The organism is Microcoleus sp. FACHB-68 (assembly GCF_014695715.1).
In the GTDB taxonomy this organism is placed as follows: Bacteria; Cyanobacteriota; Cyanobacteriia; order Cyanobacteriales; family Oscillatoriaceae; genus FACHB-68.
This window is the reverse complement of record NZ_JACJOT010000008.1, coordinates 162,552-188,033: the sequence shown is the minus strand read 5'-3', so window position 1 is coordinate 188,033 and position 25,482 is coordinate 162,552. Positions and strand designations below refer to the sequence as shown.

The window sequence follows — 25,482 nt, the reverse complement described above, 5'->3', positions numbered from 1 at the left end:
ATTCCCAATTCCCCTATAAACCTAAATCCGTAACCGCCCCAACACTGCTGGAAGAAACCAACTTGGCGTATTTAGCCAGCACACCGCTTGTATAGCGGGGCTTAGGCGGCTGCCAAGCACTGCGCCGGCGCTCTAATTCTTCATCAGGTACATGAAGGTGTAACGAACGGGTACGGGCGTCAATGGTAATGCTATCGTTTTCCTGAACCAGGGCGATTGTCCCCCCAACGGCGGCTTCGGGTGCGACATGGCCAACCACCAAGCCATAAGTGCCCCCAGAAAACCGGCCATCAGTAATTAACCCCACCTTATCTCCCAAGCCGGCACCGATAAGCGCCGAGGTAGGAGCCAGCATTTCTCGCATTCCTGGCCCACCTTTTGGCCCTTCATAGCGAACAATCAGCACGTCACCGGCTTGAATTTTGCCGGCCATAATTGCTTTCAAGCACTCCTCTTCTGATTCAAACACGCGTGCAGGGCCGGTGATACTAGGAGTTTTGACACCGCTAATCTTGGCAACTGCGCCTTCTGTCGCCAGATTTCCGCTGAGAATTGCCAAGTGCCCTTGAGCGTAAAGCGGATTATTCCAAGGACGGATCACATCTTGACCGGCTGCCGGTTCAGATGGGACATCTGCCAACTGTTCTGCAATCGTCTTGCCGGTTACAGTTAGCGCATCTCCGTGCAGTAAGCCGTGCTCTAGCAGCATTTTCATCACCAGCGGAATCCCGCCGGCTTTATGCAAATCTGTTGCAACATAGCGACCACTCGGCTTGAGATCGCACAACACCGGCACCTTGGCGCGAATCGTTTCAAAGTCCTCAAGCTTTAACTCGACACCTACCGCATGGGCAATTGCCAGCAAATGCAGCACTGCATTTGTAGATCCACCCACGGCCATAATCACCGAAATCGCATTTTCAAACGCCTTGCGAGTCAAAATTTGACGGGGCAAAATCTGGTTTTTGATTGCCTCAACCAGAACAAATGCCGACTTTTCTGCACTGTCTGCTTTTTCTGCATCCTCAGCCGCCATCGTGGAAGAGTACATCAAACTCATTCCCATTGCCTCAAATGCAGAAGACATGGTATTAGCCGTATACATACCGCCGCAAGAACCGGCACCGGGGCAAGCCTTACGCTCGACTTCCAGTAGTTCTGCCTCATCAATTTTGCCGGCGCTGTATTCACCCACAGCCTCAAAAGGACTGACAACTGTCAGATCCCGTCCGTTGTGATGGCCTGGTTTAATCGTGCCGCCGTAGACAAAAACTGCGGGGATATTCAAACGAGCGATCGCAATCATCGCCCCTGGCATATTTTTATCGCAGCCACCAACCGCGAGCACCCCATCCATACTTTGGCCATTACAAACTGTCTCTATCGAGTCTGCAATCACCTCCCGCGATACCAGGGAATATTTCATCCCCTCTGTTCCCATCGAGATGCCATCACTGATCGTAATCGTGCCAAATAACTGGGGCATGGCACCGGCAGCCCGCGCTCCTGCCTCAGCCCGCAGCGCCAACTGGTTCAATCCCATATTGCACGGTGTGATCGTGCTGTAACCATTGGCAATTCCCACAATCGGTTTCGTGAAATCTCCGTCACCAAACCCAACGGCACGCAGCATTGCCCGGTTTGGCGAACGCTGCACACCTTGGGTCACAACGCTGCTTCTCAAATTGTCATTTGTCATTTGTCAGTTGTGAGCTTGCTAATTTCTAATTGTTCATTGTTCATTGTTCATTGTTCATTGCTGGCATGAACGATGAACCGTCAATCATCAGTCATTACCCAAGACTGATGACCAATGACCAATGACCAATGACCATGACAACTCTGATTGTCTCAGAATCTATGATTGTTTGCGCGGTTTGTGCCGGTGAAAGGAGACAATTTGTAGACAACTTTGCGGCGGTTGCTATGGAGCGACACTTATTGGGCAGACTGAAAAAGGTTAGAACTAAAATCTTATGTCATCTGAGACGATAAATTAAAACCCGGCCTCAGTAGATTGTGTAAGTTATATAGTGTGTGAGATACAGGACATGGATGCCAACGAACTTCTAAAGCGATATGCAGCCGGTGAACGAGATTTTCGCGATCTAAAACTGAGCGGGTGCCACCTACAGGGAGTAGATTTGAGTGGAGTTAACTTACGGGATGCAGATCTCAGTGGGGCGTATTTGCAAGAAGCTAAGCTCAGCCGAGCCAATTTGCGGGAAGTTAAACTTCAGGGTGCGAACTTGAGTGGGGCTATTTTAAGTGAGATGAACTTAATCGGAGCCGATCTGAGCCGAGCCAATTTAGAAAAAGCAAATTTAAGTGAGACAAACTTGAGTCGGGCAAATTTGAGTGAGGTCAATCTCCAGGGAGCAACACTCAGTGAGGTGATTGCCAGTGAGGTAAAACTGACGAAAGCCAATCTTAAATCAGCCAATCTCAGCGACGCCAATTTGAGTCGGGCTATCCTGACTGAAGCCGATCTGAGCCGCGCCAACTTAGAAGGGGTCAACCTCACAATTGCGATTCTGATTAACTCTATCCTAGAAGGAGTCAACTTAACGAATGCGATTTTGAATGGGGCGAACCTGACAGGAGCAGACTTGAGTCGGGCAAATTTGAGCAAAGCCAAGCTGAGTGGATCTAACTTAGCGGGAGCCAATATGAGTAAGGCTCAACTGCGCGGAACCAATGTAAGTTGGTCAACTTTACGGGAAGTCAATCTGACTGGGGCGACGCTGTATCGGGCTAAACTGAGTTGGTCAAACCTCACCGGCGCAAATTTGCGGGATGCTATCTTGATTGACACTAATCTGGTTCGGGTTAATTTGCGTGATGCCGATCTCAGAGGAGCGATTATGCCGGATGGGACAACCCACGAATAGAGTTGCTGTGGGGGAAGATTGGGTGGCTGCCGGCAGTGGAGGGTTTCGATCCGTAATATCAAAAATCGATTTAACTGACTTTGCTATGAAATCGCACTGTTCTTGTGCTTAAAAAGCCTATGAGCTTTTTGGGTCAAACTAAATCTAGACTTAAAATCTAAAGTTGATTTGCCTTCCACAGCTGGTTGATGCTAACAAATTGATAGCCTTGCTCCAGTAACAGGGGAATTAGTTGGGCGGTTGTCTGCGCCACGTCTTGTCCGCCAAAGTATCCGTCATGTAAAACTATCACGGAACCCGGTCTAACTTGCCGCATCACCCGCTGCACCACAAGATCCACTCCGGGACGCACCCAATCTTCTGGGACTACACTCCACATAACGGGCCGGTAGTTCCACTGGCGCAACAACTGCAAAGTTTGAGGGGTAAAGATCCCATTAGGAGGACGCACGTCTCGCATAGACTGCTGGACATACTGCAGATCCAGTTCGCAAGCATTGGCGATCGCGATTTGGGTTTGTTTTAAGCTTTGTTTGAGAGCTTCTTCGCTAAGCTGGGGAAAGGCACGATGCTCGTATCCATGCAAGCCAACCCAGTGACCCCGCTGATAAACTTGTTTAGCGATTGCCGGCACCCGATCAACGCACGCCCCTAACCAAAAGAAACTGGCGACAATGCCGTAGCGATCTAAAACTTCTAGCAGTTGAGGGGTGTGTTCGAGATGCGGGCCATCATCAAAGGTTAGGGCAATGGCAGGGGAAGTATTTGGCCCTGTCCACAGGCAGCTGGGAAAGGCCGGCTTGAGAAGTTGATAGACAATCGGAAATAGGGGCGCTAATTGCACGATTTTAATTGCTGTAGGTACTTCTTAATCAATTTTAAACTTTGAATTTTGAATTGAAATATATTGATGTAATTTTTCCTATTATTGCTTCTATAGACTGGGATTTTGTTTAATCGTGTTTATCCAACAAATATATTTGATATGATTGTTAAGACAAACAGTAGTAATTGTCTGAATGCTGGGGTCAGAGGCGAAAGAGTGCGGACTCAGAGGGAAAGAATGGGCATGGGTAGGCTGCGGTGTTTGGTTGGGACTGTTGTGGCATTAACCGTTGCCGGTTGCAACACTGTAACCGCAGAGCGCTATGAAGCAACCGCTCTAACAACCTATACTTGGCAAGTGGAATATTCAATAAATCCTGCCGGCGATAAAATGCCCCGCCGCGAAAGTTTTGGCTCAACTTTTCTACTGAACCGTAATGGCGAGAAGCCAGAAGGGGCAACCACCGGCCCTGATGACAAAGGCTTGTGGTGGCCGGCACTCCCGCCACGCCCCACAGTGGATGACATTGAGAAACGACTACAGAAACCGCTGGAAAAAGCCAGTTCCCCACAGCTTCAGAAAACTGTGGAGTACAAGCTGAGTTATCAAGAGGGCGTACAAACCGTTACACTACCGACCAACTACCAAGTCTATCGGCAGGCAATTAAGGCACACGCTTCTGGCACACCGTTGGAACTAACCCTTGGTGTCAACGATGGATCTGTAGAAAAAGCGGAGCCACAATAGGAACAAACGACAAGCTGACAAGCCTTGCCCTTGGTTGCTAGCAATGAAGGCAATAATAGGCGTTTGATGTCAAGTTTATGGCGAGTGGGTGCCGGTGGCCGGCAGGGGAACTCGCGCTCAAAACGCCTAAACGCTTCCTTGGGCCAAAGCTTTTCAGCAGAGAGACCCGTGTCCGAACAGTTCTGTCAGTTGCCGCTCCTGAGCGAGGTCGCGGATCAGTGACAGTTTAGATCGGATGTAGGAATTTAAAATATTCACTTCATCATGATTGAGCGAGCGCTCTTGTTTGAACTGCTTGAGCAACCACTGCTCTAAGCTGGCATCATCAAGGTTTAACAGAAAGTTTGCTTGGGCCTTTTCAACCACAACCCATAGGTGACGAAGCATTGAGGGAGTCATACAACCTCCTTCTATCGTTTACCCATCTCGGATGGAGATGGTGAGGAACACGTTTTTAAATTGGTAGGCTGGAAGATCAGCCGAACCTGTCTTTATATTTGCTTAATTATTCAGCATCCTTACTACCATACCTGAATCTAGAAAAAGCAGCCGGACTACCACACAAGTTGCAACAACACTTAGAAATTGCTTAATAAAAGACTAAGTATTTTGAGATAGGCGAGGGTTAAGAGTGGTGATCTGACGCTTAGGCATCTTATTTCGCTCCCTGTGTTGCCCTCAGGGAGCGAAAAATTGGGTTTTAGGCGGGATGATATTTAAATTGTTACTCTTGTTTGCTCTCTCACCGGCTGATAGGTGAAAGGGCTTTTCTGTAGGGGATATTATCCTGCATTTATAAAGTGACCATATTTCTTTAAGCCTTATTTTTAAAAATAAGGTTAGAAAAATTTACGATAAGAAAGTTACAGATGGCAGGTTATTTGAAGAAATGGTGACTTTCCCAAAAAAGTGTACGCCTTAAATTAAGTGGGCACTCTCGCAAAGCTATCCCCACCGGCTCCCTGGCTCCTAAGCCCTCTCGCTGGCCAGAAAGGAGGGGTTAAAAAAAGTTCTCAGAAAAATATAAAAGTTCTTGACAACTTCAGGTGGTAGGGTGTTAATATAATCAAGGTGACAGCAATGGGGTGTCGCCAAGTGGTAAGGCAGCTGGTTTTGGTCCAGCCATTCCGAGGTTCGAATCCTTGCACCCCAGTTAAACATTGATAATAATTAAAGCCGGTCTCACCACAGGACATTATGTGGACTGAGTTGCCGCTAATTCGCCTTGGGACAAACAGGCTTGCGCCCTCTGAAGAAATCTTATGATGGATATTCTCAATTTTCCCTTAGCCTTTCAATTTGCTTCTCCCGGCCCTATTATCTTCAGCCTAGGGCCGCTTAGCGTGCGCTGGTATGGCCTGTTGATCGCCTCGGCAGTATTGATAGGATTGACACTTTCCCAGTATTTGGCCAAGTACCGTAACGTCAACCCAGACTTAATCGGCGACTTAGCCATCTGGTTGGTTTTAGCGGCCATTCCTTGCGCCCGCATTTACTATGTGCTGTTTCAGTGGCCGCAATACGCCAAAGATCCAGGCGATATCATTGCGATCTGGAAAGGCGGGATTGCTATTCACGGCGCGATTATAGGCGGCATCATCGCAGCTTTAATCTTTGCGCGACTGAAAAAAATTTCCTTTTGGCAATTGGCAGATATTGTTGCCCCCTCTGTAATTTTGGGTCAGGCAATAGGCCGGTGGGGAAATTTTTTCAACTCAGAAGCATTTGGCCGGCCAACCGATCTGCCTTGGAAACTCTATATTCCTCCAGCACAGCGTCCTGCAGGCTACATCAATTTTGAATACTTCCATCCCACCTTTCTTTACGAATCTTTGTGGGACTTGGCGGTATTTGGCTTACTAATTACCTTATTTTTCCGAAGCCTGAAGGGCAAGCCACATCTGAAATTGGGCACATTGTTTCTTGTTTACTTTGCAACTTATAGTGCCGGTCGAGTCTGGATTGAAGGCTTGCGGACAGATAGCTTAATGCTTGGCCCGGTGCGGATCGCTCAACTGGTGAGTGTTGGGGGGATGCTTTTGGGGTTAGCCGGCTTAGCGTGGCTTTACATAGCAGGCCGGTCTTTGCCTGATGTTGTCCCATCTGAGTCGCCCGTGAATTCTAGCGCCCAGTCTGCCAACCCTCCAAACAAAGCTCCCTAATTTGATCTTGAGAACTCAAGCGACCTCCACTGGGAGAAAACAGGAAAAAGGCAAACAGAATATTTTTTAGGCTGGCTTGTTACCTTTTACCTTTCTTTCAGGCAATTTGAGGTCGCAACAGCGAGACTAATTCTTCAACCCCTCTTTGAATTCGCCGGGTTACGGTCATCGGGCTGACGCCAATTTGCTTGGCCACATCCTTGCGGGAAATATCATTTAAAAATACAAATTCAATCACTTCGCGGGTTTTTTCTTCCAACTCGCCCAAAGCGCTGTGTAGTTGTTGACGTTCCTCTTCAGCCCGTTGCAGTGATTGGTAATTCACATCAAGCAAGGTATCACCCAACGTCATCGGTGTCTCAACTTGCTGGCTAACTGTGGCATCCAGACTGAGGGGAGTGCAATTTTGTGTGGCTAACTGGCTATCGCGCCATTCTTGTACAGAAACTCCAAGTTGTTGGGCAATTTCAGCCTCACTGGGGGAACGGCGCTGATTGTTGGTAAATTCTTCGCGCACCTTCTGCCCCTCTCTTTGCAATTCTTGCCACCGGCGGGGAATTCTAACAGAACTGCCCTTGTCACGGAGAAAATGCAGCATTTCGCCGCGAATGTAGGGAACGGCAAACGAGCTAAAGGCGCATCCTTGTGTCGGATCGAATCGCTCAATCGCCCGGATTAAGCCAAGATAACCGATTTGTTCGAGGTCTTCGTAAGGTTCGGCGCACTGATGGCTGACGCGATGAGCGATTTTGCGTACTAAGCCAATATTCAACCGCACTAGCTGATTACGAATTTCGACAGAGGGATTGTGTTTGTAAGAAATCAACAGTTCCATGCCGCGAGAGCGGACAGAGGATTGAGTTGCCATGCTTAGAAAATCCTCAAAGGTAGAAACCCTTTGGTTCAGAGAATTGGGCTGGTTAACAAACTGGACGCTTTATATCCCATCTGAATCAAAGCTAAGCTTATTGTGCGTGAGAAGCCAATGAGAAACTATCGTTCATTTACTGAATTGCCAGGGGCACTCCAATCCAGTCTCAGCAGAAACACGTACAGTTTTGGCCCAATAGCGCGATTGGGTTTAGCGTTTCTTTAGAAAGATACTTATGACCCTTCCTTCTTGTCTCTAACTCAGTGCCGGCCATTTAAGTAAAAATAAGTAAAAATAAGCATAGTAGTGATATTTCTGCTTGCCCATCCGAGGAAAGTTTATGAGTAGTACCAGTAACTTCCGAGCAGCGATTCGGGATGCCAAACACCAAACACTGGTGGGTCCCAACGTCATTGCTAACGCGTTGCCCTTTGTGGGAGGTGGCCTGGTTTTAACGGCTTTGGGCACCTATGGCGGTTTGAGGGTGATGAGTGTTAACCCGGAAATATTTATGCCCACTATGTGGGGGGCATTTGTGCTGTACTTTATTCTGTTTTTTGTGGCGCGTGGCGTTGCAGAAAGAGGAAATAACGGTGTTGCACTGCCTCTGCTAGCGACCTTCAGTTTGCTGACGGGTTATACCCTCAGCGGGTTAGTTTTCTTGGCGCTGAGCAATGCCGGTGTTGGATTGCCTGGAATTGGGTCTGCTGCTTTAGGTTGTGGCGTTACCTTTATTGCGGCGCGACAAATTGGCTCGAATTTGTCTGAAAAAGACGGCATGGCTGTTGCTAAAACAGTCCAGCTAGGGCTGATTGCCCTGCTGGTTGTGATAGTTGGCCAAGTATTGCTGTCGTTTTTTGGGGTTTACACTCCGACTTGGTTAGAAATCGCCATTTCTGGAATTGGCGTGTTTATATTTGCCGGCCTTGCAGTGGTTGATTTCTTCGTCCTGCCGCGTACCTACCGCGATGATCAGTACCTGAGTGCGGCTTTGTCAATGTACTTGACCTACATCAACTTGTTTGTTTTCATCCTGCGTTTGCTGCTTGCTTTAAATAGCAGAGATTGAAACCGTTTTACACATTTAGAAGTATAAGGGCACGGTGATCGTGCCTTTTTTTGTGCGCTTTCGTTGAAAGCACGGTCTAACTTACTCAGCACCCAGCACTCAGGACTTTGAAACTCCCTACCCATCAGCGTTTCAAAATCTGAACATCTAAAATTTAAACGGTAAAATGGTATTAGGATTGATGAAGTAAGCAACTATATTCTCTAGAAAGCTTTGACTATGGAAGTCTCAGACATAAAACGTGAAGTCGAAACGCTGTCTCAACGCCTGGGTGTAACCCAGGACTATCTTTGACATCCCTGCACTGACGGCTAAAATTCAAGATTTGGAGCAGTTGGCGGGGCAACCGGCCTTTTGGGATGACCAAGCTACAGCCCAAAAAATCCTGCAAGAACTTAACGATTTGAAATCTCACTTGCAGCAGTATGACCGATGGCGAACGAGTTTGGAAGACGCCAAGGCGGTTTTAGAATTGCTGGAATTAGAAGCAGATGAGGCTTTGCTGCAAGAAGCGCAAACGAATGTTACCAAGCTGAACCAAGAACTGGATCGGTGGGAGTTGCAACAGCTGCTTTCTGGGCTTTATGACGAAAGTGGTGCGGTACTGACGATTAATGCCGGCGCTGGTGGGACTGACGCGCAAGATTGGGCGGAAAAGTTGATGCGGATGTATACTCGCTGGGGTGAAAACCACGGCTATCAGGTGCATCTGGCGGAGATTTCTGAGGGTGATGAAGCCGGCGTTAAATCGGTGACGCTGGAAATTGAAGGGCGTTATGCCTATGGTTATTTGAAGGCTGAAAAAGGAACGCATCGGCTGGTGCGGATCTCGCCGTTTAATGCCAATGGCAAGCGACAAACAAGTTTTGCCGGCGTGGAAGTGATGCCGGTGTTGGATAAATCCGTAAAGCTTGACATTCCAGACAAGGATTTAGATATTTCCACGTCTCGTGCCGGCGGTAAAGGTGGCCAGAACGTCAACAAGGTGGAAACGGCTGTGCGAATTGTTCATATCCCCACCGGCCTTGCTGTACGCTGTACGGAGGAACGCTCCCAGCTGCAAAATAAGGAAAAAGCAATGGCTATTCTTACGGCAAAGTTGCTGATTATCGCCCAAGAGCAACGCGCCAAGGAAATTGCTGAGATTCGGGGGGACATGGTAGAAGCAGCTTGGGGTAACCAAATCCGCAACTATGTGTTCCATCCGTATCAGATGGTAAAGGATCTGCGTACCGGCGTTGAAACGACTGATATTGCGGATGTGATGGACGGAAATCTTGATCCGTATATTGAGGCGTATCTGCGCCAAGAAAACCAGCTAGGTGAAAGCCGGTCTGCATAATCTGTTCGTTTTAGGAAATTTCTGAAATGAGGCAACCCTCTTGACGAGAGGGTTGCCTTATTAGATTGTGAAAGGTGGAAAGTCGGACGGGTTTTGGAAATTAATTTGACTTTTAACACATAACCTGACCGTAAAACCTGCCCATACAAACTGCTAGCTCAAATCTATCCAAAATTGATATGTCTAATCCCCGTGTACTCTGCCTCGGTGAAATTCTGTTCGATGTTCTGGCTGATCAACCAGGGCGAGCACTAGAAGAGGTTGAATCCTGGACACCCTATCCGGGAGGTGCGCCGGCGAATGTTGCTTGCGCTTTGGCAAAGTTAGGGACACCGACTGGTTTTATTGGCTGTGTAGGGCAGGATGAACCAGGGGATACGCTGGTAAATTTGCTAGAAGAAGTGGGGGTAAATAGTGCCGGTGTGCAGCGCCATGAAACGGCACCAACACGGCAAATTTATGTGGTGAGATCCCAAGCCGGCGAACGGGTGTTTTCTGGATTTGGGGAGTTAAAAACAACCGAATTTGCGGATACTTATTTGCAGGCGAATCGGCTGCCGGTGCAATTATTTGAAACTGCTGAGTTTTTGGTTTTGGGAACCTTGGAACTTGCCTATCCTGACACCCGGCAGGCAATTTATCAAGCTTTAAAGTTGGCAAATCAGTACGATATTAAGATTTTGGTGGATGTGAATTGGCGTGAGATGTTTTGGCCAGATCCGAGTCAAGCTCAGCCGATTATTCAAGAGTTAATCAAGCAAATTGATTTCTTAAAAATCGCAGAGGAAGAGGCTGAGTGGCTGTTTAATACGACGGATGCCGGTGCGATTAAATATCGTCTGGACTCTTTGGAAGGTGTGTTGGTGACTGCCGGTGCCCAAGGAAGTGCTTACTGTTTGGGAGGCAATGAAGGGAAGCTGCCGGCTTTTTCAGTGGATGTGGTGGATACAACCGGCGCGGGGGATGGTTTTGTTGCCGGTTTTGTTCATCAAGTGTGCCGGCATGGAATTCACAGTTTAGAAGATCCTGAAATTGCAAAAAAAGTCGTGACGTATGCGAGTGCGGTAGGAGCGCTAACTGCTACAAAACCCGGAGCAATCGCCGCGCAGCCGACAGCAGAAGAAGTGGATGCGTTTTTAGAAAGTAGCCGATAGCTTTTTTGCAAATTCGCTGGATTTTGGGTAAGGGAAATGTTCAGAAACAAGCTATTGCTGAATTTGCCGCACTTTCCCAAGATAACCCGTTACGCTCAAACGCACTAAAGCTACTGACAAACTTGCGAGCGAATTTGCAAAGCAGTCAAAATTTAGATGAAGAAGAGAAGGAGTTACTGATGGAATTATCCCCACTTTATGTGCAATGGAAAGAAGATGCTTTACAGCAAGGAGAGCAGCGAGGAATGCAACTGATGCTCGAAAGTCTGCTGCAAGTAAAGTTTGAGAAAATCGACGAACATATCTAAAGTTATTCCTACTATAATGCAACTTTCAACACTAGAACGCACTCAATTGATCCTGCAATTATCTCGTGAGGAGCTAGCCGCTAGATTTGATGCAGGGAATTGAACAAGTTTTTACAGCAACTAATTTAGACTTGAAAAGAGTTTAAATTGTAGCGAGATTTTCATTTGTTTATTTGCTTTTAGAGGTTTCTAAAAATTATTGATAAGACAAGACTCTTTTCGTACCAAACAGGTGATGCGGGAAAGTTGCGTTTGTAAGCCTTTGGCTGATTAACAATAATCCTTATTAGAGAGGAGGATATTATGGCTGAAGAAAAGACCTATCTAGAGCTTTCTGAGACAGATGGCGGAAGTCATAAATTTTATGAAGTCACGATTAATCATACTCAAGTAACTATCCGATATGGTCGTATTGGCGATGCTGGACAAACTCAGACCAAAACGTACCCCTCTGTTGAAAAAGCTAAGGCGGATGCAACTAAAAAGATTAACGAAAAGCTGAAAAAAGGTTACGAACCGGCCATTGAGGGAGTACGGCAGAAGCGTTCCGTAACCAGGCGGGAAGTGGCCAGCCAAAGTTCAACAGCGAAACAAGCGCCGGTGATCTGGAAATTTGCCTCTGGTTCGTCTGCTTTTGGGATTTTTATTGATGCAGAACACTGTTGGGTCGGAAATCAGAATGGGAAGGTGTTTGCTCTGGATCAAAATGGTCAAGTATTGAATCAGTTTAAACTTCCTGATGGGGTCAAATGTTTGGTTGCCGATGATATCTGGATTTATGCCGGCTGCGATGATGGAAATGTTTACGATTTAAACGGCAAGATCCCGCGTGTCGCCTACCAAATTGATGAAAATGTTGATATCTATTGGTTGGATATCAAAGATGGGTTTTTAGGAGTCTCTGATGCCAACGGAGGTGTGACAACAGTTGATCATGAGGACGAGTCTCAGTGGACTCGCCTAAGTCAGGGTTCGGATGGCTGGATGGTGCGCTGTGACGGCGCAGGTGTCTATCATGGTCACAGCAATGGGGTGACGATGTATGATGCAAAAGAAGGTCGAATGCTTTGGCATCAAAAAACTGCCGGTGTTGTCCTATTTGGCTGGCAAGAAGCATCGGCTGTTTATGCCGGCACCAGTGATAAAAAAGTTTATTCTTTTAGCAAGCAAGGCGAAGTTCGCACAGTTTACAAGTGTGATGCTGCGGTTTACTCTTGTGCCACGGCTGAGGATGGCAAATATGTGTTTGCCGGCGACAACTCTTCCTCAATTTACTGTTTTAACCAAGCTGGAGAACGTTTGTGGAAGCTTGGCAGTGGTTGCGGATCAGCTTTATCGATGCAGTTTTTTGGTAATTGCATCTACATCGTCACGACAGATGGTTCTTTAGCCTGCATTGACGCCAGCGAAATTGCGATCAAAGCCGCACAAGCCGGCACAGTTCCGGAAACTGTAACGATTAAAGCACCAAAAACAGAAGGTGCCGCACCTTCTAACACTTTAGAAACCACATCAAACACCGATCAAGGGGTGATTGTTGAGTGCTTCCGGGAGGGAGGAAAGCTCAGGGTTCGCGCTGTCTCTCCCGGATATAATTCGACATGGAATGTGCAGTTTCCCAAGAATATTCGCAACGAAGGCGAACGTTATCTTGTTCAAGAGGTGCGGGAGTCCGCACACGGCGGCTTCTATCGTGCCTATGGCGATATTAAAAAGTTGGTTTAGATATTAACCCAAGTTGCTATCGTTAATCGATAAAGATTTACAAGCGCTGATCTCACTTTTAACCTGTCTCAAAATAGAGAGAGATTAGGTTGGTAAATTATTTATCGATTAACAAGTGATTTAACTTGAATTCTTAAGCCATCAATATCCGAGCACAGCGAACTATCAGAGACTCTGATTTGAAAATGTTACTGTGCCGGCTTCAGCAATATCTTAAACTATAAAAACAAAAAAGACGACCTGTTAAGATCGCCGAAAGCGGAAGTAAAAATTTTCGCCAGCCGGCCTCAGCATTTAAAATTTCCCAGCATTGGGAGGGCGTGGCGAACGCGGCTTTAAGCAAAAAAATCCAGAACTCTTGCTTTATTGATGTCAATCATTTAATCGAAAGTTTTTCCAGGTACTCACGGCGAATCAAGACAAACTCTCCGGTTGCCCAAGCATCTAGCAGTTTCCCCAAAGCTGCCCCTTTGCCGTGAATAAACCCCAGTTTAATCGCTTCGCGTCGTAAGGCGGTGGGTGTGTCCGGGGCAACCCGTGCCATGATGACGGTGCGTTCTAGTCGTGGCCGGCCTCGCGGATTGGGCATAATATCTCCTTAATTTGCTTGACGTTTATTAAACTGCGCTTTATGTTTTATATATAGCAATTATTGGTAATTATTGACTACCAACTTAGTAGGTATTTATTCTAAAAAAATAAGGCAACCTGGTAAAGTTGCCATAATACAAAACATGAAAATTTAACGTGTAGGGTATCATAATTAACAATCAATTAAGTTTCTTTTCAACACCGGCAGCGCGTGAAAATTATTAACTTTCGTGCCGGCAGCCGGCAAATAGAAAGATAAGCTGACGTCACCCTTCACTTTTACTCATACTAAAAGAGACGCGAATTCTCGCGTCTCTTCAAATTAATCAACAAGCCGGTATTAAGTTACAGCTTCGTGCCACATTCCGGACAGAAATTACTGCTAGAAATGTTCTTAGCACCGCAGCTACTACAGTAAAGCAGTTCTGCCGCTTTTTCCAACTTGCTGCGTTCTGGCAAACCGATCATCTGCGCGTTGCTCTTGCCGGGGGCAACCATCGGGTAGCAATTTTCATTGCGCTTGACGTGGACATTCATCAAAACCGGCCCGTTATGCGCCAGCATTTCAGCAACCGCATCCTTCAGCTCATCCCGACTGCTAACGCTCATTCCCTTGATGCCATAAGCCTGAGCTAGCATCACGAAATCCGGCATCCCCACTTCCATATTCGAGGACGAGTAACGCTCTTGATAGAACGTTTGCTGCCATTGGCGCACCATCCCCTGCCAGCCGTTATTGACAATCACAATCTTGACATTAATGCCATACTGTGCAAGGGTTCCCAGCTCCTGAATATTCATCTGGACACTGGCATCACCGGCAATACAAATCACCTGTTCATCAGGCAGTGCCACCTTGACACCCATCGCCGCCGGCACCCCAAAGCCCATCGTTCCCAAGCCGGCGCTAGAAATCCACTTGCGCGGGCCATTTTTCAAGAATTGCGCCGACCACATTTGGTGTTGGCCTACATCCGTCGTGTAGTAAGCGTGGGGAGATTGAGTTGCCAATTCCACAATCACTTCTTGCGGCGACAAACTATCCTCATACCGAGGCACCACCAACGGATAATCTTCACGCCAGCGATCAATCCGTTCCCGCCATGCTTTCGTTTGGTTAGGATCAGCCGGCTCCTTCAGTTCCCGAATGCGGCGCAGCAACTCCTGCAAAACTTTCCTGACATCCCCGACAATGGGAACCTCTGGTGCGCGGTTTTTCCCGACCTCAGCCGGGTCAATATCAATATGAATTACCTTAGCGCGGGAGGCAAACTCATCCAACTTGCCGGTGACGCGATCATCAAAACGCGCCCCAACTGCGAGCAACAGATCGCACTCACTCACTGCAAAATTTGCGTAAGCGGTGCCGTGCATCCCCAACATTCCCAAGGCTAGCGAATGATTTTCATCAAACGAACCTTTGCCCATCAGTGTCGTTGTCACCGGAATGTTGAAGTATTCCGCTAATTCCTGAAGTTCTTCATGAGCACCGGCAGCAATTGCACCGCCTCCCACGTATAACAGCGGACGCTGCGATTGCCGAATCAGCGTGATCGCTTGATTAATTTGGCGGGGATTGCCCTTTACCGTTGGCCGGTATCCCGGTAACTTGACCGATCCCGGTTCCACCGGCACATAGTCAAATTGCTCCAGCGCCACATCTTTTGGCACATCCACCAAAACTGGCCCTGGACGCCCCGTGGAGGCGATGTGGAACGCTTCCGCCACGATCCGCGACATATCTCTGGGATCGCGCACCACATAAGAATGCTTAACAATCGGCAGCGTAATGCCCCAAATATCCGTTTCCTGGAACGCATCCGTGCCAATTGCCACCCGACTTACCTGACCCGTGATAATCACCATCGGGATCGAGTCCATGTGGGCGTTAGCGATGCCGGTGACTAAATTCGTCGCTCCGGGGCCAGACGTGGCAAAACACACTCCCACCTGGCCGGTAGCACGAGAGTACGCATCTGCCGCATGAGCCGCACCCTGCTCATGTCTAACCAAAATATGCTGAATACCGCCATCAGCTTCAGCTCGGTACAGCTCATCGTAGATCGGCAGAATTGCGCCGCCCGGATAACCGAAAATATGCTTAACGCCGTGGCGCTTGAGACTATCAATTAGGGCAAAGGCACCAGTTGCAATACTGGTTGCCACACTTCTTTGCAGTTGCACAGACAAACCTCACGCAATGAGTTTTTTTATTGATTAATAGTCGATGATTTTATTTAATAATCATGCCTTAGAAGGTATAACTATAGCGCAATTTTGATCAGACTTTAACATCTTGATGCGTTTTAAAGCCAAACAGAACGGGCGAGGGGAAGCGTAAAAGCACCAAGCGCAATGAGTTAGAGAAAACAAAGGGCAAGAAGGAAAAGTTAAGAAAATTTTCAATTCCCAATTTCTTCCAGTTAGCGCAGCCTTGCCCCCTGCCCTAAATTACATCTTGCAACACCCGGCGGGTATTTTGCCAAGCCCAAATCCCCACGATGCACACGACAAAACTCATCGCCAGCATCACCCCCCGTAACCCAACCATATCGGTAAGCGGGCCGGCAATTGCCAAGGGCACGCTCAAAGCAATGTTCACCACATTATTCTGAAACCCGAAAACCTTGCCCCGCATACTTTCTGGCGTTTGTTGCTGAATTAAAGTCTGCATCGGCACCCCAATCAGCGACGCTCCCAAGCCCAATAACCCGCTCAGCGTTAAACCCAGCCAAAGTTCGTGAACCAGGGTAAACACGCCTAGCACAAAGCCCATTATCAAAAATCCAATCAATGGCAAAGGCTTTTGGTGGAAGCGCTCACCCCAATGCCCTAAGACTGCCGCCCCAAATACCATCCCCACGCCTGCCGCCGCCAGCAGAAAGCCAAATTGAGTTGGCTTAAGGCCAATATCCTGGGCCAGATTGATCGCCAATATCATCAGCGCCGCAAAGACCGAGTAGAGAATGGTCAGCTGTAGCATTGCATTACTCACTAAGCGGTTTTTCCTGAGATAGCGCAAGCCCTCTTTGAAATCGCTCCAGGGGTGAACCGCTACAATCGCATCGTCTCTGGTATTGTCTTTGAGCGGAATCAAGTAAAACAGAGCTGCTGCTATCAAATACAGCACTGTGACTGAGAATTCTTGACCGTAATTTCCACCCCATCTTTGGCTGAGGCTGAGCAAAGGTTCCCCGACGGCAAAACCGACAATCATCGAACCCAACATTGTTGTGGTAAACAAAGCGTTGGCTGACATTAACCCTTGCTTGGGGACTAACAGCGGAATTGTCGCTTGCTCAGCCGGCGCAAAAAATTGCGTCAAAATCGATTCTAAAAATCCAATGGCTAACAAGAAGATAAACTGCTTGGGCAGCAGTGGCAATGCCAGCGTTAATAACCCTCTCATGGCATTGGTGACGACCAAAATTTGCTTCTTGTTAAAACGATCCACAAAGATCCCCGCCGCCGAACCAAAGAAAACTGCCGGCAGCGTGACAGCCACCATCAGTGCTGATCGCATAGAATTTCTTAATTCGGGGAGTGGTTGATACTCCACCAGTAACGCAATCAGCAAGACAAAAAAGACCTTATCCGCCACCTGGGAGACTATTTGTCCGCTCCACAGCGCCATAAAGGGTCGATTCTGGAATAAGGTGCGAAACCCGCTGCCAGAGGGGGGAGGAGTGACTGGAAGCATAGAAACAATCTAGCAATAAGTGGTTTAAGATAAAACGATTTATTCCTCACAAACAGGTGGGAGGAGTACACCGTGACGCTCTATAAGGGTAGCTAAAAACAGGGCGGCATTTGTGGGGATCGGCGGTTCAAACCCGAAGCCGGTTTTGCGAAACCACCATCCTTGAACAGTTTGCGGTGAGCGCCACAAGTCTAAATGTTCCACCGGCGGTGAGGCATAGAAACTCTCATCCCCGCCTCCCAGTAAAGCAGAACTCCAGTGGGTGAAGTAATCGTGACTGAGCCGGTAGATGGGAAAATCCCCATACAGCGGCACCCCCCAACCATCCAAGGCGATAAACGCATTTACCCTCCCGCCGATTTGCTGCCATGCCCACGCCGCCCCAATTGCACCGACAACGCCGGCACTAAAGCTGATAAAGATTAACGACGCTTCCGGCTGTCTCAGGGTTGCGCCACTGCCCAGATGCGCTTGCAAAAACTGGAAAATTTCAGGGGCACAATAAGCTGGGTAGTCCTGAGTTGGGAAAACCAGTAATGTCTCGGATTGACAAGCAGCCGAGCCCCGTTCCTGAAGTTGATCCAGTAACTCTTTAATAAAGGTTTCTGTCAACCGTGGGTGATGAATGCCCGGACAAATAATTAAACTCACAGATTTTCTCGTTTGCGAATTGCAAGCTCGTTAATTTTAGATGCCTCCTCTTCAGGAATGACACTGATTGAGGTCTTTGCTCTCCTATGGGGATCGCACAATGTCGTGTTCGGGAACCGACTTGCTGAGTTGCCAGTCTCATGCTTAACAAAATGTTATGACTATCTACCGACAAGTCGGAACCCTGAAAAATTACTGCTGTTGGATGAGGCGCTCTGCTGTCAAAGTTGTTAGATTATCTCACGGACACGGGAGGGAACTCGCAGCACCCTAGAGCTGGAGACGAAGCCGGTGAATTAAACGCCTGCTTTCCTACAACCTAAGGGCAATTCCTTGCCGGTGGCCCTCATCCTTGTTATATTACTCACTTTTACTTTGCATAGATTAACTTTTCAATCTAATTCATTAAAAACAAATTTTTAACAAGATTTAGTACGACTCAAGAGTGAAATATTGTTATCAAAGGCGCTGGTTACTGCCCTTAAATCACTGGGTACATTAAAACCGACACCGCTAGTCCTGGGAAAGCTGTGATGTGCACATCACTTTCCTGTCCACTAAAAGTTTATATCTGGATAAAACATCCAGCAGGTACATCAAATGAGTGCCAAGGGCAAATCGCTAAATGTAGCCATCAGGGATTTATTTGTGCGTCGTTACCTCGCCGCTGGCTTCATGATCTTTGCTGGGGTGGGATTATCAGCCGTAGCGTTTTTTGTCGTGCGGCACTGGCAACAGGAAGGACTGAACCTTCAACTCCAAAAAAGAACCGACAACATAGCGAGTTCATTGCAGAAAAATATCGACAGAAATTTTGAAGCGCTGCTAGCCATTGGTGACTTCTATACCGTTTCCCCTAGAGAGGTAACACGGCAGGAGTTCAGCCAGTTAAGCACGAAGATGCTGTCTCGCCATCGCAGTATTGAAGCGCTGGGGTGGATTCCCCGTGTCACAAATGCCCAGCGAGCAGCTTTCGAGACAGTCCGTAAGGCGCAAGGTGACGCCTCTTTCCAGATTACAGAACAGCAAAGTCAGGGGACAATGGTCAGGGCGGCTGCGAGAGCAGAATATTTCCCGGCTGCTTACATTGAGCCGGTGGGAAACTACAACTTGGGAGTTGGTTTCGACTATGGCTCAGAGATTAGACGCCGATCAGCTTTGGAACAAGCACGGGACACCGGCAACGCGATCGCCACCAGCCGGCTCGATTTACTGAGCAATCAACCGGGCTTCTTAGTCGCCTTGCCCATCTATCAAAACCGCGTTCCCCACAACACACTTCTGACACGCCGGCAGAACTTGAAAGGGTTTGTCATCAGTATTTTTTTGCTAGCTGATTTTGTTAAAACCTCCATCACAGGACTGGACTTAGAGGATCTCAATATTGCGTTTTACGACGAAACTCCAGGCGCTACAGAAAACTTCCTTGCTTTTTATGAATCAAGCACGAATCGCGCTCTAACAGAACCCACCGGCAAAGATCGGCTCAAAATGAACAGCAAGTTGGTCTGTCCCAACCCAAGCACTTGCACTCGCCTGTTGAATGTGGGCAGCCGGCAGTGGTCGCTTCTAATCGTCCCAACCCCTCAATACCTCTTAAAACACAGACCTTGGATTGCGTGGATGGCGCTTGCCAGCGGACTGATCCTCACGGGCTGTTTTGCGATTTATCTGCTGAGATTCCAGCGCCACACGTCCAGAGTTGAACAGCTTGTCGAAGAACTCTCACAGGCTAACTTTGAAATTCGCTCGCTCAGCCGCATCACTGATTCACTCCAAGCGTGTCTCACCTTAGAAGAAGCGTACACGGTGATCCCGCGATTAATCCAAAAACTGTTCCCCCACCACTCAGGCGGCATTTATGCGATCAGCGCTTCTGGAAATATGGTGGAGGCGGCAACCACTTGGGGATCGGAGCTTTCCAGCCAGTTGGTATTCTCAACTAATGATTGCTGGGCCATTCGATGTGGCCGAGCGCATCTATTTGAAAATACCCATAGTGGTTTAGCCTGCCAGCACTTTACCCAACCCTTGCCGGCGGAATGTTTTTGCGTCCCGATGACAGCACAGGGAGAAAACTTGGGGCTGTTGTTTTTGAGTGGATCAGAACGGGGGAAATTTACAGAAGCTAAACAACAGTTGGCAGTGACGGTTGCCGAACACGTTGCCTTGTCATTGGCTAACTTAAGGCTGCGGGAAACGCTCAAAAACCAAAGCATTCGCGATCCCCTGACGGGTTTGTTTAACCGGCGCTATCTCGAAGAATCTCTAGAACGCGAATTACACCGAGCTGAACGCCAAAAACACTCGGTGGGCATCATCATGCTTGATATTGACCACTTTAAGCACTTCAACGATACATTCGGCCATGAAGCCGGGGATACTCTACTGCAAGAATTGGCCGTATTTTTGCAAGGTTCGATCCGAGGTTCAGATGTTGCCTGCCGTTATGGAGGTGAAGAGTTCACGCTGATTTTGCCTGAAGCGTCTTTGCAGATAACGCAGCAACGAGCCGAGCAGTTACGCGAGGGTGTGAAGCACTTGCACGTTCAGTACCACCGGCAGCCTTTGGGAATGATTACGCTCTCATTGGGGGTGGCAACTTCCCCTTTACACGGAGTGAATGCTTCGACGGTGGTTCGCGCTGCTGATGCGGCGCTGTATCGCGCAAAGAAAGAGGGACGGGATCGCGTTGCCACAGCGTCCTAAGTTAAGGTGATTTGTGAAGTCTTTTATCCTATGCCCCTGGAGGGGATGCTAACCTAAGAGAATGGACGTGCAGCGCTGGCAATTTGGAAGAGCACCACAACGCCATGCCCCAGCGCTGTACTCCTCATTACTAATCCTCTGGAGGAACCTGACGTGGTTGCCACCCCTGAAAAACTGCACGCACACCCCCCTGACTCGGCTGCCGGTAATGATCGGGTTGCCGTCTTGCTAATGGGCTATGGCGAGGTTGAAAGTTACGAAGATTTCGCCAACTACAACGAACAGGCGCTCAATCTCCTCACGGCTAAATTTGCGCCGGTTCCGACTTGGATCTACCCGCCCTTAGCAAAACTGCTGGCGATTTTTGACCGGCACGAGTGGGGACACACTCATCACGATTTTATTTCACCGCATAATGCGATTTTTGAGCGGCAACGTGCCGGTATTGAACACGAACTGCAACACCGCTGGGGTGAGTCGGTACGTGTGTTTAAAGCGTTTAACTTCTGCGCCCCTTTTCTGCCGTCTCAAGTTCTGGCAGAAATAAAGGCGGAAGGTTTCGACAAGCTGCTGATTTACCCGCTGTTAGTGGTGGATTCTATCTTCACCAGCGGTATTGCCGTCGAGCAAGTCAACAAAGCCTTGGCTGAACTTGCGGATGGGGATGAACACTGGGTGAAGGGAATGCGCTATATTCCCTCTTTCTATAATGAGCCGGCTTATATCGATTTGCTCGCTCAGTTGGTTGAGGAGAAAATTGCCGCTGAATTGGCTGATAAATATCTGCCTTCTCAAATTGGCATCATCTTGATGAACCACGGCTGTCCCCACAAGGCGAAGGGATTTACCTCTGGGATCGCTGAAAGTGAGGCGATGTACGAACTGGTGCGCGAAAAGCTGATGTATCGCTATCCGTTAATTTCTGTGGGCTGGCTCAACCATGACACGCCGTTGATTGAGTGGACTCAGCCGAATGCAGATCAAGCTGCCGGCAATTTGATTGATTTGGGTGCCAAAGCAATTGTGATGATGCCGATTGGCTTTGCAACGGAAAATCACGAAACGCTGCTAGATGTGGATCACATCATTCACTCGCTGCAACGCCGGCATCCAGATGTGACTTATGTGCAAATGGCTTGCGTGAACGATAGTCCTGAGTTTCTCAAGATGGCGGCTGAGTGGGCGGTTCCCCAAATTGAAGCGCTTCTCTCAGAACAAGCGTTATCTGTCAATCCCCAGATGGCGTTGCCGGCGCTTCACACTCACGAGCATCACGAGCACCACGAGCATCACGACCATCACGACCACGCTCACGATGGCGCTCATCACCACCATCATCATTAAGAATTGCTATAGATTGTGTAGGGTCGGCAATGCCGGCCCTACTTTTTTAATCTTTTCTTAATGCCGGTTCTACAGATTTAAGTTTTGAGTGCTGAATGCTGAGCGCTGAGTGAGTTAGAGAGTTTTTGAAAAGTTTTAGTTGCGCTTGTGTGCGAGTTTTTACTTAGAGAGTTTTAGACCGTTAAAAGTGGCTTTAGTTGCCTGTGAGCGAGGGTTTGAGAAGCAAAGGCGAACAACTTCACCATTGAAATATTTCTTGTATTAAAAACTGGGGATCGCTGGCATATTTTGGAGCATTAGAGGATAATTTTCGTCAGTCCACCTCAGGTGCTGAGGAAAATAAATTATGCAAGTTACTTGGAAACCGCTGCGATGGCTGGCAGGAACAATCGCGCTGCAAGCTTTAACCCTGACTCTCGCTGCTTTACTACTCATTGCCATCGCATAAAACATTCTTAAGAAAAGACCGAGGCGGCGGCTTCAGCTTCCTGCCAAACGCGGAGAAAAACGAGGAGATTCTCAAGCAACGTTTCGGAGTTTGGCGGTATTATTTACCAAACTTTCAGCAAATTGATCAAAGCGCTGGGAAAGTTTTTCATCCACAATCTTGCCGTCTTTGCCAAACGCTGTCCAGGCTTGACCGATGGCGATTTGTTCGGGAATTACCCAGGCGTGTACCCAACGCATAATTACTCTCAAGTCATTGAGGGCGTTGCTGTTAGACTGACCCCCCAAAACGCTAATCAAACCTGTAACTTTATCAGAGAGCTGATCGAAGCTCATCAGATCCAGGGCGTTTTTAATCACACCGCTGGCGCTGCCGTGGTATTCCGGAGTCGATAAAATCAGTCCGTCCGCACGGCTTACGGCATTGCGAAGTTTGTCAACATCTGGGTAATCCGGATATTCTTTTTCGCCGCTGCAAAATGGCAACTGCATCTGGCGCAAATCAAGGATTTCCATCTGTGCGCCGAGTGCGGTTATCCGCCGGCTTGCGGCTTGCAGTGCGAGGTGACTGTAGGACTGAGGGCGCAAACTTCCAGCAATTCCAACAATTTTCACCATAGTGGCTGTTTCTCCGATCTTTGTAAGGACAGTATTGAGTCAAGTTTTTTTGTAAAACGAAGTCGTTATGACTACGTTTATTGTAGCGAGTTGAAAAATTTCCTGTCAACTTGCCGGCTTGGTTGCAGGGGGGTAACTGCTGTGCAGATGCAAGGCAACCGCTGCTAAAGCTAGAATCGGGAAAGATAAACTAAAGATTGAAAAGGTTTTCTCAACTCGTGCCGGTGGGTCGAGCTTCTGAGGATCGTAAGCAAGAGTTAGACAAGTCAGCAGGCGGTAGTGAGATGAAAGGTTCCTGGATGAAAGCAAGCATGGGGCAGCGACCGGCAGGCGGATCTGAGGTCAATCGGGCGACGACAGAGCCTTTAGCAACGAAAAGCGTAGGCTCAATGCTGCGTGAGCCGGCACGCCGCCTTGGCTCTCTCGCTGCTGGTTGGTTGATGGTGCAGGGGTTATTGTTGGCAACGCCGAGTCTGGCGGCGGCAGAGCGTTTAACGCTCAGTTACAGCCAGCTGTTGCAGAAAATAAATGCCGGTGAAGTCACAAAAGTTGAGATTGATCCCGCTCAAGAAATTGCCAAAGTCCAGTTGAAGGACTCGAAGCAAAAAGAGTATGAAGTGCATTTATTGGAGAAATACCCAGAGATTTATCAAGCAATTCGCGAAAAAAACAAGCTTAACGAGGATATTCAACTCGATCTGCAGCCCTCTACAGATCACAGCGCGGCAGTGGGGCTGGTTGCCAATTTACTGCTGATTATGCTGTTAATTGGGGGATTGATGATGATCTTGCGCCGGTCGAGCCAAGCCGGCAGCCAAGCGATGAATTTTGGCAAAACTCGCGCGCGGTTCCAGATGGAAGCCAAAACCGGCGTGATGTTTAATGACGTGGCCGGTATTGAAGAAGCGAAAGAAGAACTTCAAGAAGTTGTCACGTTTTTGAAGAAGCCAGAACGCTTCACAGCCGTGGGTGCGAAGATTCCCAAAGGCGTGCTGTTGGTTGGCCCTCCCGGAACCGGCAAAACCATGCTAGCCAAGGCAATTGCTGGGGAAGCCGGTGTGCCGTTCTTCAGTATGTCGGGTTCGGAATTTGTCGAGATGTTCGTTGGGGTGGGTGCCTCACGGGTACGAGATTTATTCAAAAAAGCGAAGGAAAACGCTCCCTGCCTAGTATTCATCGATGAAATTGACGCAGTAGGCCGGCAGCGGGGTGCCGGAATTGGTGGCGGCAACGATGAACGGGAGCAAACCCTGAATCAGTTGCTCACCGAAATGGACGGGTTTGAGGGGAACACCGGCATTATTATTATTGCCGCAACCAACCGTCCTGACGTGCTTGATGCTGCCTTGCTGCGTCCAGGCCGGTTTGACCGGCAGGTAACGGTTGATTTACCCGGTTACAATGGCCGGTTGGGGATTTTAGAGGTTCACGCCCGCAATAAGAAGCTGGCACCGGAAGTGTCACTCGACGCGATCGCGCGGCGCACACCCGGTTTTTCCGGGGCGGATTTGGCCAATTTACTCAACGAAGCGGCGATTTTGACAGCCCGCCGGCGCAAAGAAGCGATTGGGTCATTGGAAGTTGACGATGCCATTGATCGCATCACCATTGGACTCACCCTAACGCCGTTGCTCGACAGCAAGAAAAAGCGCTTGATTGCCTATCATGAAGTGGGCCACGCTCTGCTGATGACACTGCTGAAGAACTCTGATCCGTTGAATAAAGTCACCATTATTCCCCGTTCAGGCGGGATTGGCGGTTTTGCCCAACAGGTTTTTAATGAAGAGATGGTGGATAGCGGTCTTTACAGTCGGGCTTGGCTGAGAGATCGAATCACTATTGCCTTGGGCGGTCGGGCGGCTGAGGAAGTCGTGTTTGGCGATGCGGAAATCACGGTGGGTGCCAGCAATGATATCCGGGTGGTGGCCGATTTAGCGCGGGAAATGGTCACACGCTACGGGATGTCTGAGTTGGGTCCCCTGGCTTTAGAAAGTCCGAACAATAATGAAGTGTTTTTGGGTCGAGACTGGATGGCACGCTCTGATTATTCAGAGGAGGTGGCGATTAAAATCGATCAGCAAGTTCGGATGATTGCGCTTCGCTGTTATCACGAAGCTTGCCGGCTGATCGGCGAAAACCGCACCCTGATGGATCGCCTGGTGGAGCTCCTGTTAGACGAGGAAACCATTGAGGGCGATGAGTTCCGCAAAATTGTTAGTGAATTCACACAACTGCCGGAGCATCAGATGGCCTCAAGCCATTCGGCGTGAGGGAATAGGGGCTAGGGACTGGAGTGGGAGAGTAGGAGAAATGCGCCTATGGCGTTC

At 48.5% G+C, this 25,482-nt stretch carries 20 protein-coding genes and 1 tRNA gene; 12 read left to right on the top strand and 9 right to left on the bottom strand.

What is annotated here, in order from left to right; all coding sequences use genetic code 11:
• Positions 1-13: 13 nt before the first annotated feature.
• Entirely contained in the window at positions 14-1,699 is a 1,686-nt protein-coding gene (gene ilvD / locus H6F73_RS09950; protein ID WP_190758624.1) for a dihydroxy-acid dehydratase, read from the bottom strand.
• Between the two features lie 352 nt (positions 1,700-2,051).
• Here ilvD and H6F73_RS09945 point away from each other — a divergent pair, with 352 nt between their 5' ends.
• Entirely contained in the window at positions 2,052-2,891 is an 840-nt protein-coding gene (locus H6F73_RS09945; protein WP_190758623.1) for a pentapeptide repeat-containing protein, read from the top strand.
• 157 nt (positions 2,892-3,048) lie between these two features.
• Here the strand turns inward: H6F73_RS09945 and H6F73_RS09940 are convergent, their stop codons facing one another.
• Positions 3,049-3,735: a polysaccharide deacetylase family protein gene (locus H6F73_RS09940; protein ID WP_190758622.1), complete on the bottom strand. Its 687-nt coding sequence runs from the start codon at positions 3,733-3,735 to the stop codon at positions 3,049-3,051.
• Between the two features lie 141 nt (positions 3,736-3,876).
• Here H6F73_RS09940 and H6F73_RS09935 point away from each other — a divergent pair, with 141 nt between their 5' ends.
• Positions 3,877-4,464: a hypothetical protein gene (locus H6F73_RS09935; RefSeq protein WP_242072407.1), complete on the top strand. Its 588-nt coding sequence runs from the start codon at positions 3,877-3,879 to the stop codon at positions 4,462-4,464.
• Positions 4,465-4,617: 153 nt separating this feature from the next.
• Here the strand turns inward: H6F73_RS09935 and H6F73_RS09930 are convergent, their stop codons facing one another.
• Complete coding sequence (locus H6F73_RS09930) at positions 4,618-4,863, bottom strand: hypothetical protein (protein WP_190758621.1); 246 nt, start codon at positions 4,861-4,863, stop codon at positions 4,618-4,620.
• Between the two features lie 682 nt (positions 4,864-5,545).
• Between H6F73_RS09930 and H6F73_RS09925 the strand changes: the two genes are divergently transcribed.
• Both H6F73_RS09925 and lgt read left to right on the top strand, forming a co-directional pair.
• A tRNA-Gln gene (locus H6F73_RS09925) sits at positions 5,546-5,617 on the top strand.
• A 112-nt stretch (positions 5,618-5,729) separates the two neighbouring features.
• Positions 5,730-6,626, top strand: coding sequence for a prolipoprotein diacylglyceryl transferase (lgt, locus tag H6F73_RS09920; protein WP_190759594.1), 897 nt, complete (start codon positions 5,730-5,732; stop codon positions 6,624-6,626).
• A gap of 97 nt (positions 6,627-6,723) precedes the next feature.
• Here lgt and H6F73_RS09915 read toward each other — a convergent pair whose 3' ends face one another.
• Positions 6,724-7,494, bottom strand: a complete 771-nt coding sequence (locus tag H6F73_RS09915; RefSeq protein ID WP_190758620.1) for an RNA polymerase sigma factor SigF — start codon at positions 7,492-7,494, stop codon at positions 6,724-6,726.
• 343 nt (positions 7,495-7,837) lie between these two features.
• On the opposite strand from H6F73_RS09915, the gene H6F73_RS09910 reads away from it, so the two are divergent.
• The 5 genes from H6F73_RS09910 to H6F73_RS09890 all read left to right on the top strand — a co-directional run bounded on the left by H6F73_RS09910 (position 7,838) and on the right by H6F73_RS09890 (position 13,095).
• Positions 7,838-8,566 (top strand): Bax inhibitor-1 family protein, encoded by a 729-nt coding sequence (locus tag H6F73_RS09910; protein ID WP_190758619.1) that lies wholly within the window; start codon positions 7,838-7,840, stop codon positions 8,564-8,566.
• Positions 8,567-8,785: 219 nt separating this feature from the next.
• A protein-coding gene (gene prfB, locus H6F73_RS09905) for a peptide chain release factor 2 (protein WP_190758618.1) occupies positions 8,786-9,908 on the top strand; the annotation gives its coding sequence in 2 pieces (ribosomal slippage) (positions 8,786-8,857 and positions 8,859-9,908; 1,122 coding nt in all).
• Positions 9,909-10,087: 179 nt separating this feature from the next.
• Positions 10,088-11,062 carry a carbohydrate kinase gene (locus H6F73_RS09900; protein WP_190758617.1) on the top strand — a complete coding sequence of 325 codons (975 nt, stop codon included), beginning with the start codon at positions 10,088-10,090 and terminating at the stop codon, positions 11,060-11,062.
• A 5-nt stretch (positions 11,063-11,067) separates the two neighbouring features.
• Complete coding sequence (locus tag H6F73_RS09895) at positions 11,068-11,370, top strand: hypothetical protein (protein ID WP_242072406.1); 303 nt, start codon at positions 11,068-11,070, stop codon at positions 11,368-11,370.
• Positions 11,371-11,673: 303 nt separating this feature from the next.
• On the top strand, positions 11,674-13,095 hold the full coding sequence (locus H6F73_RS09890; RefSeq protein ID WP_190758616.1) for a WGR domain-containing protein: 1,422 nt from the start codon (positions 11,674-11,676) through the stop codon (positions 13,093-13,095).
• A gap of 376 nt (positions 13,096-13,471) precedes the next feature.
• Here the strand turns inward: H6F73_RS09890 and H6F73_RS09885 are convergent, their stop codons facing one another.
• The 4 genes from H6F73_RS09885 to H6F73_RS09870 form a co-directional block, all read right to left on the bottom strand.
• Positions 13,472-13,684 (bottom strand): hypothetical protein, encoded by a 213-nt coding sequence (locus H6F73_RS09885; RefSeq protein ID WP_190758615.1) that lies wholly within the window; start codon positions 13,682-13,684, stop codon positions 13,472-13,474.
• A 347-nt stretch (positions 13,685-14,031) separates the two neighbouring features.
• Positions 14,032-15,870, bottom strand: a complete 1,839-nt coding sequence (ilvB, locus tag H6F73_RS09880; RefSeq protein WP_190758614.1) for a biosynthetic-type acetolactate synthase large subunit — start codon at positions 15,868-15,870, stop codon at positions 14,032-14,034.
• Positions 15,871-16,132: 262 nt separating this feature from the next.
• Positions 16,133-17,386, bottom strand: coding sequence for an MFS transporter (locus H6F73_RS09875; RefSeq protein ID WP_190758613.1), 1,254 nt, complete (start codon positions 17,384-17,386; stop codon positions 16,133-16,135).
• A 39-nt stretch (positions 17,387-17,425) separates the two neighbouring features.
• Positions 17,426-18,037, bottom strand: coding sequence for a hypothetical protein (locus H6F73_RS09870; RefSeq protein ID WP_190758612.1), 612 nt, complete (start codon positions 18,035-18,037; stop codon positions 17,426-17,428).
• A 600-nt stretch (positions 18,038-18,637) separates the two neighbouring features.
• Here H6F73_RS09870 and H6F73_RS09865 point away from each other — a divergent pair.
• Together H6F73_RS09865 and H6F73_RS09860 are read left to right on the top strand one after the other, a co-directional pair.
• Positions 18,638-20,746 (top strand): diguanylate cyclase, encoded by a 2,109-nt coding sequence (locus H6F73_RS09865; RefSeq protein WP_190758611.1) that lies wholly within the window; start codon positions 18,638-18,640, stop codon positions 20,744-20,746.
• A 153-nt stretch (positions 20,747-20,899) separates the two neighbouring features.
• On the top strand, positions 20,900-22,090 hold the full coding sequence (locus H6F73_RS09860) for a ferrochelatase (protein WP_190758610.1): 1,191 nt from the start codon (positions 20,900-20,902) through the stop codon (positions 22,088-22,090).
• A 519-nt stretch (positions 22,091-22,609) separates the two neighbouring features.
• Here the strand turns inward: H6F73_RS09860 and H6F73_RS09855 are convergent.
• Positions 22,610-23,155, bottom strand: a complete 546-nt coding sequence (locus H6F73_RS09855; protein WP_190758609.1) for an NADPH-dependent FMN reductase — start codon at positions 23,153-23,155, stop codon at positions 22,610-22,612.
• A gap of 389 nt (positions 23,156-23,544) precedes the next feature.
• Between H6F73_RS09855 and ftsH the strand changes: the two genes are divergently transcribed.
• On the top strand, positions 23,545-25,425 hold the full coding sequence (gene ftsH / locus H6F73_RS09850) for an ATP-dependent zinc metalloprotease FtsH (protein ID WP_190759593.1): 1,881 nt from the start codon (positions 23,545-23,547) through the stop codon (positions 25,423-25,425).
• Positions 25,426-25,482: the final 57 nt, after the last annotated feature.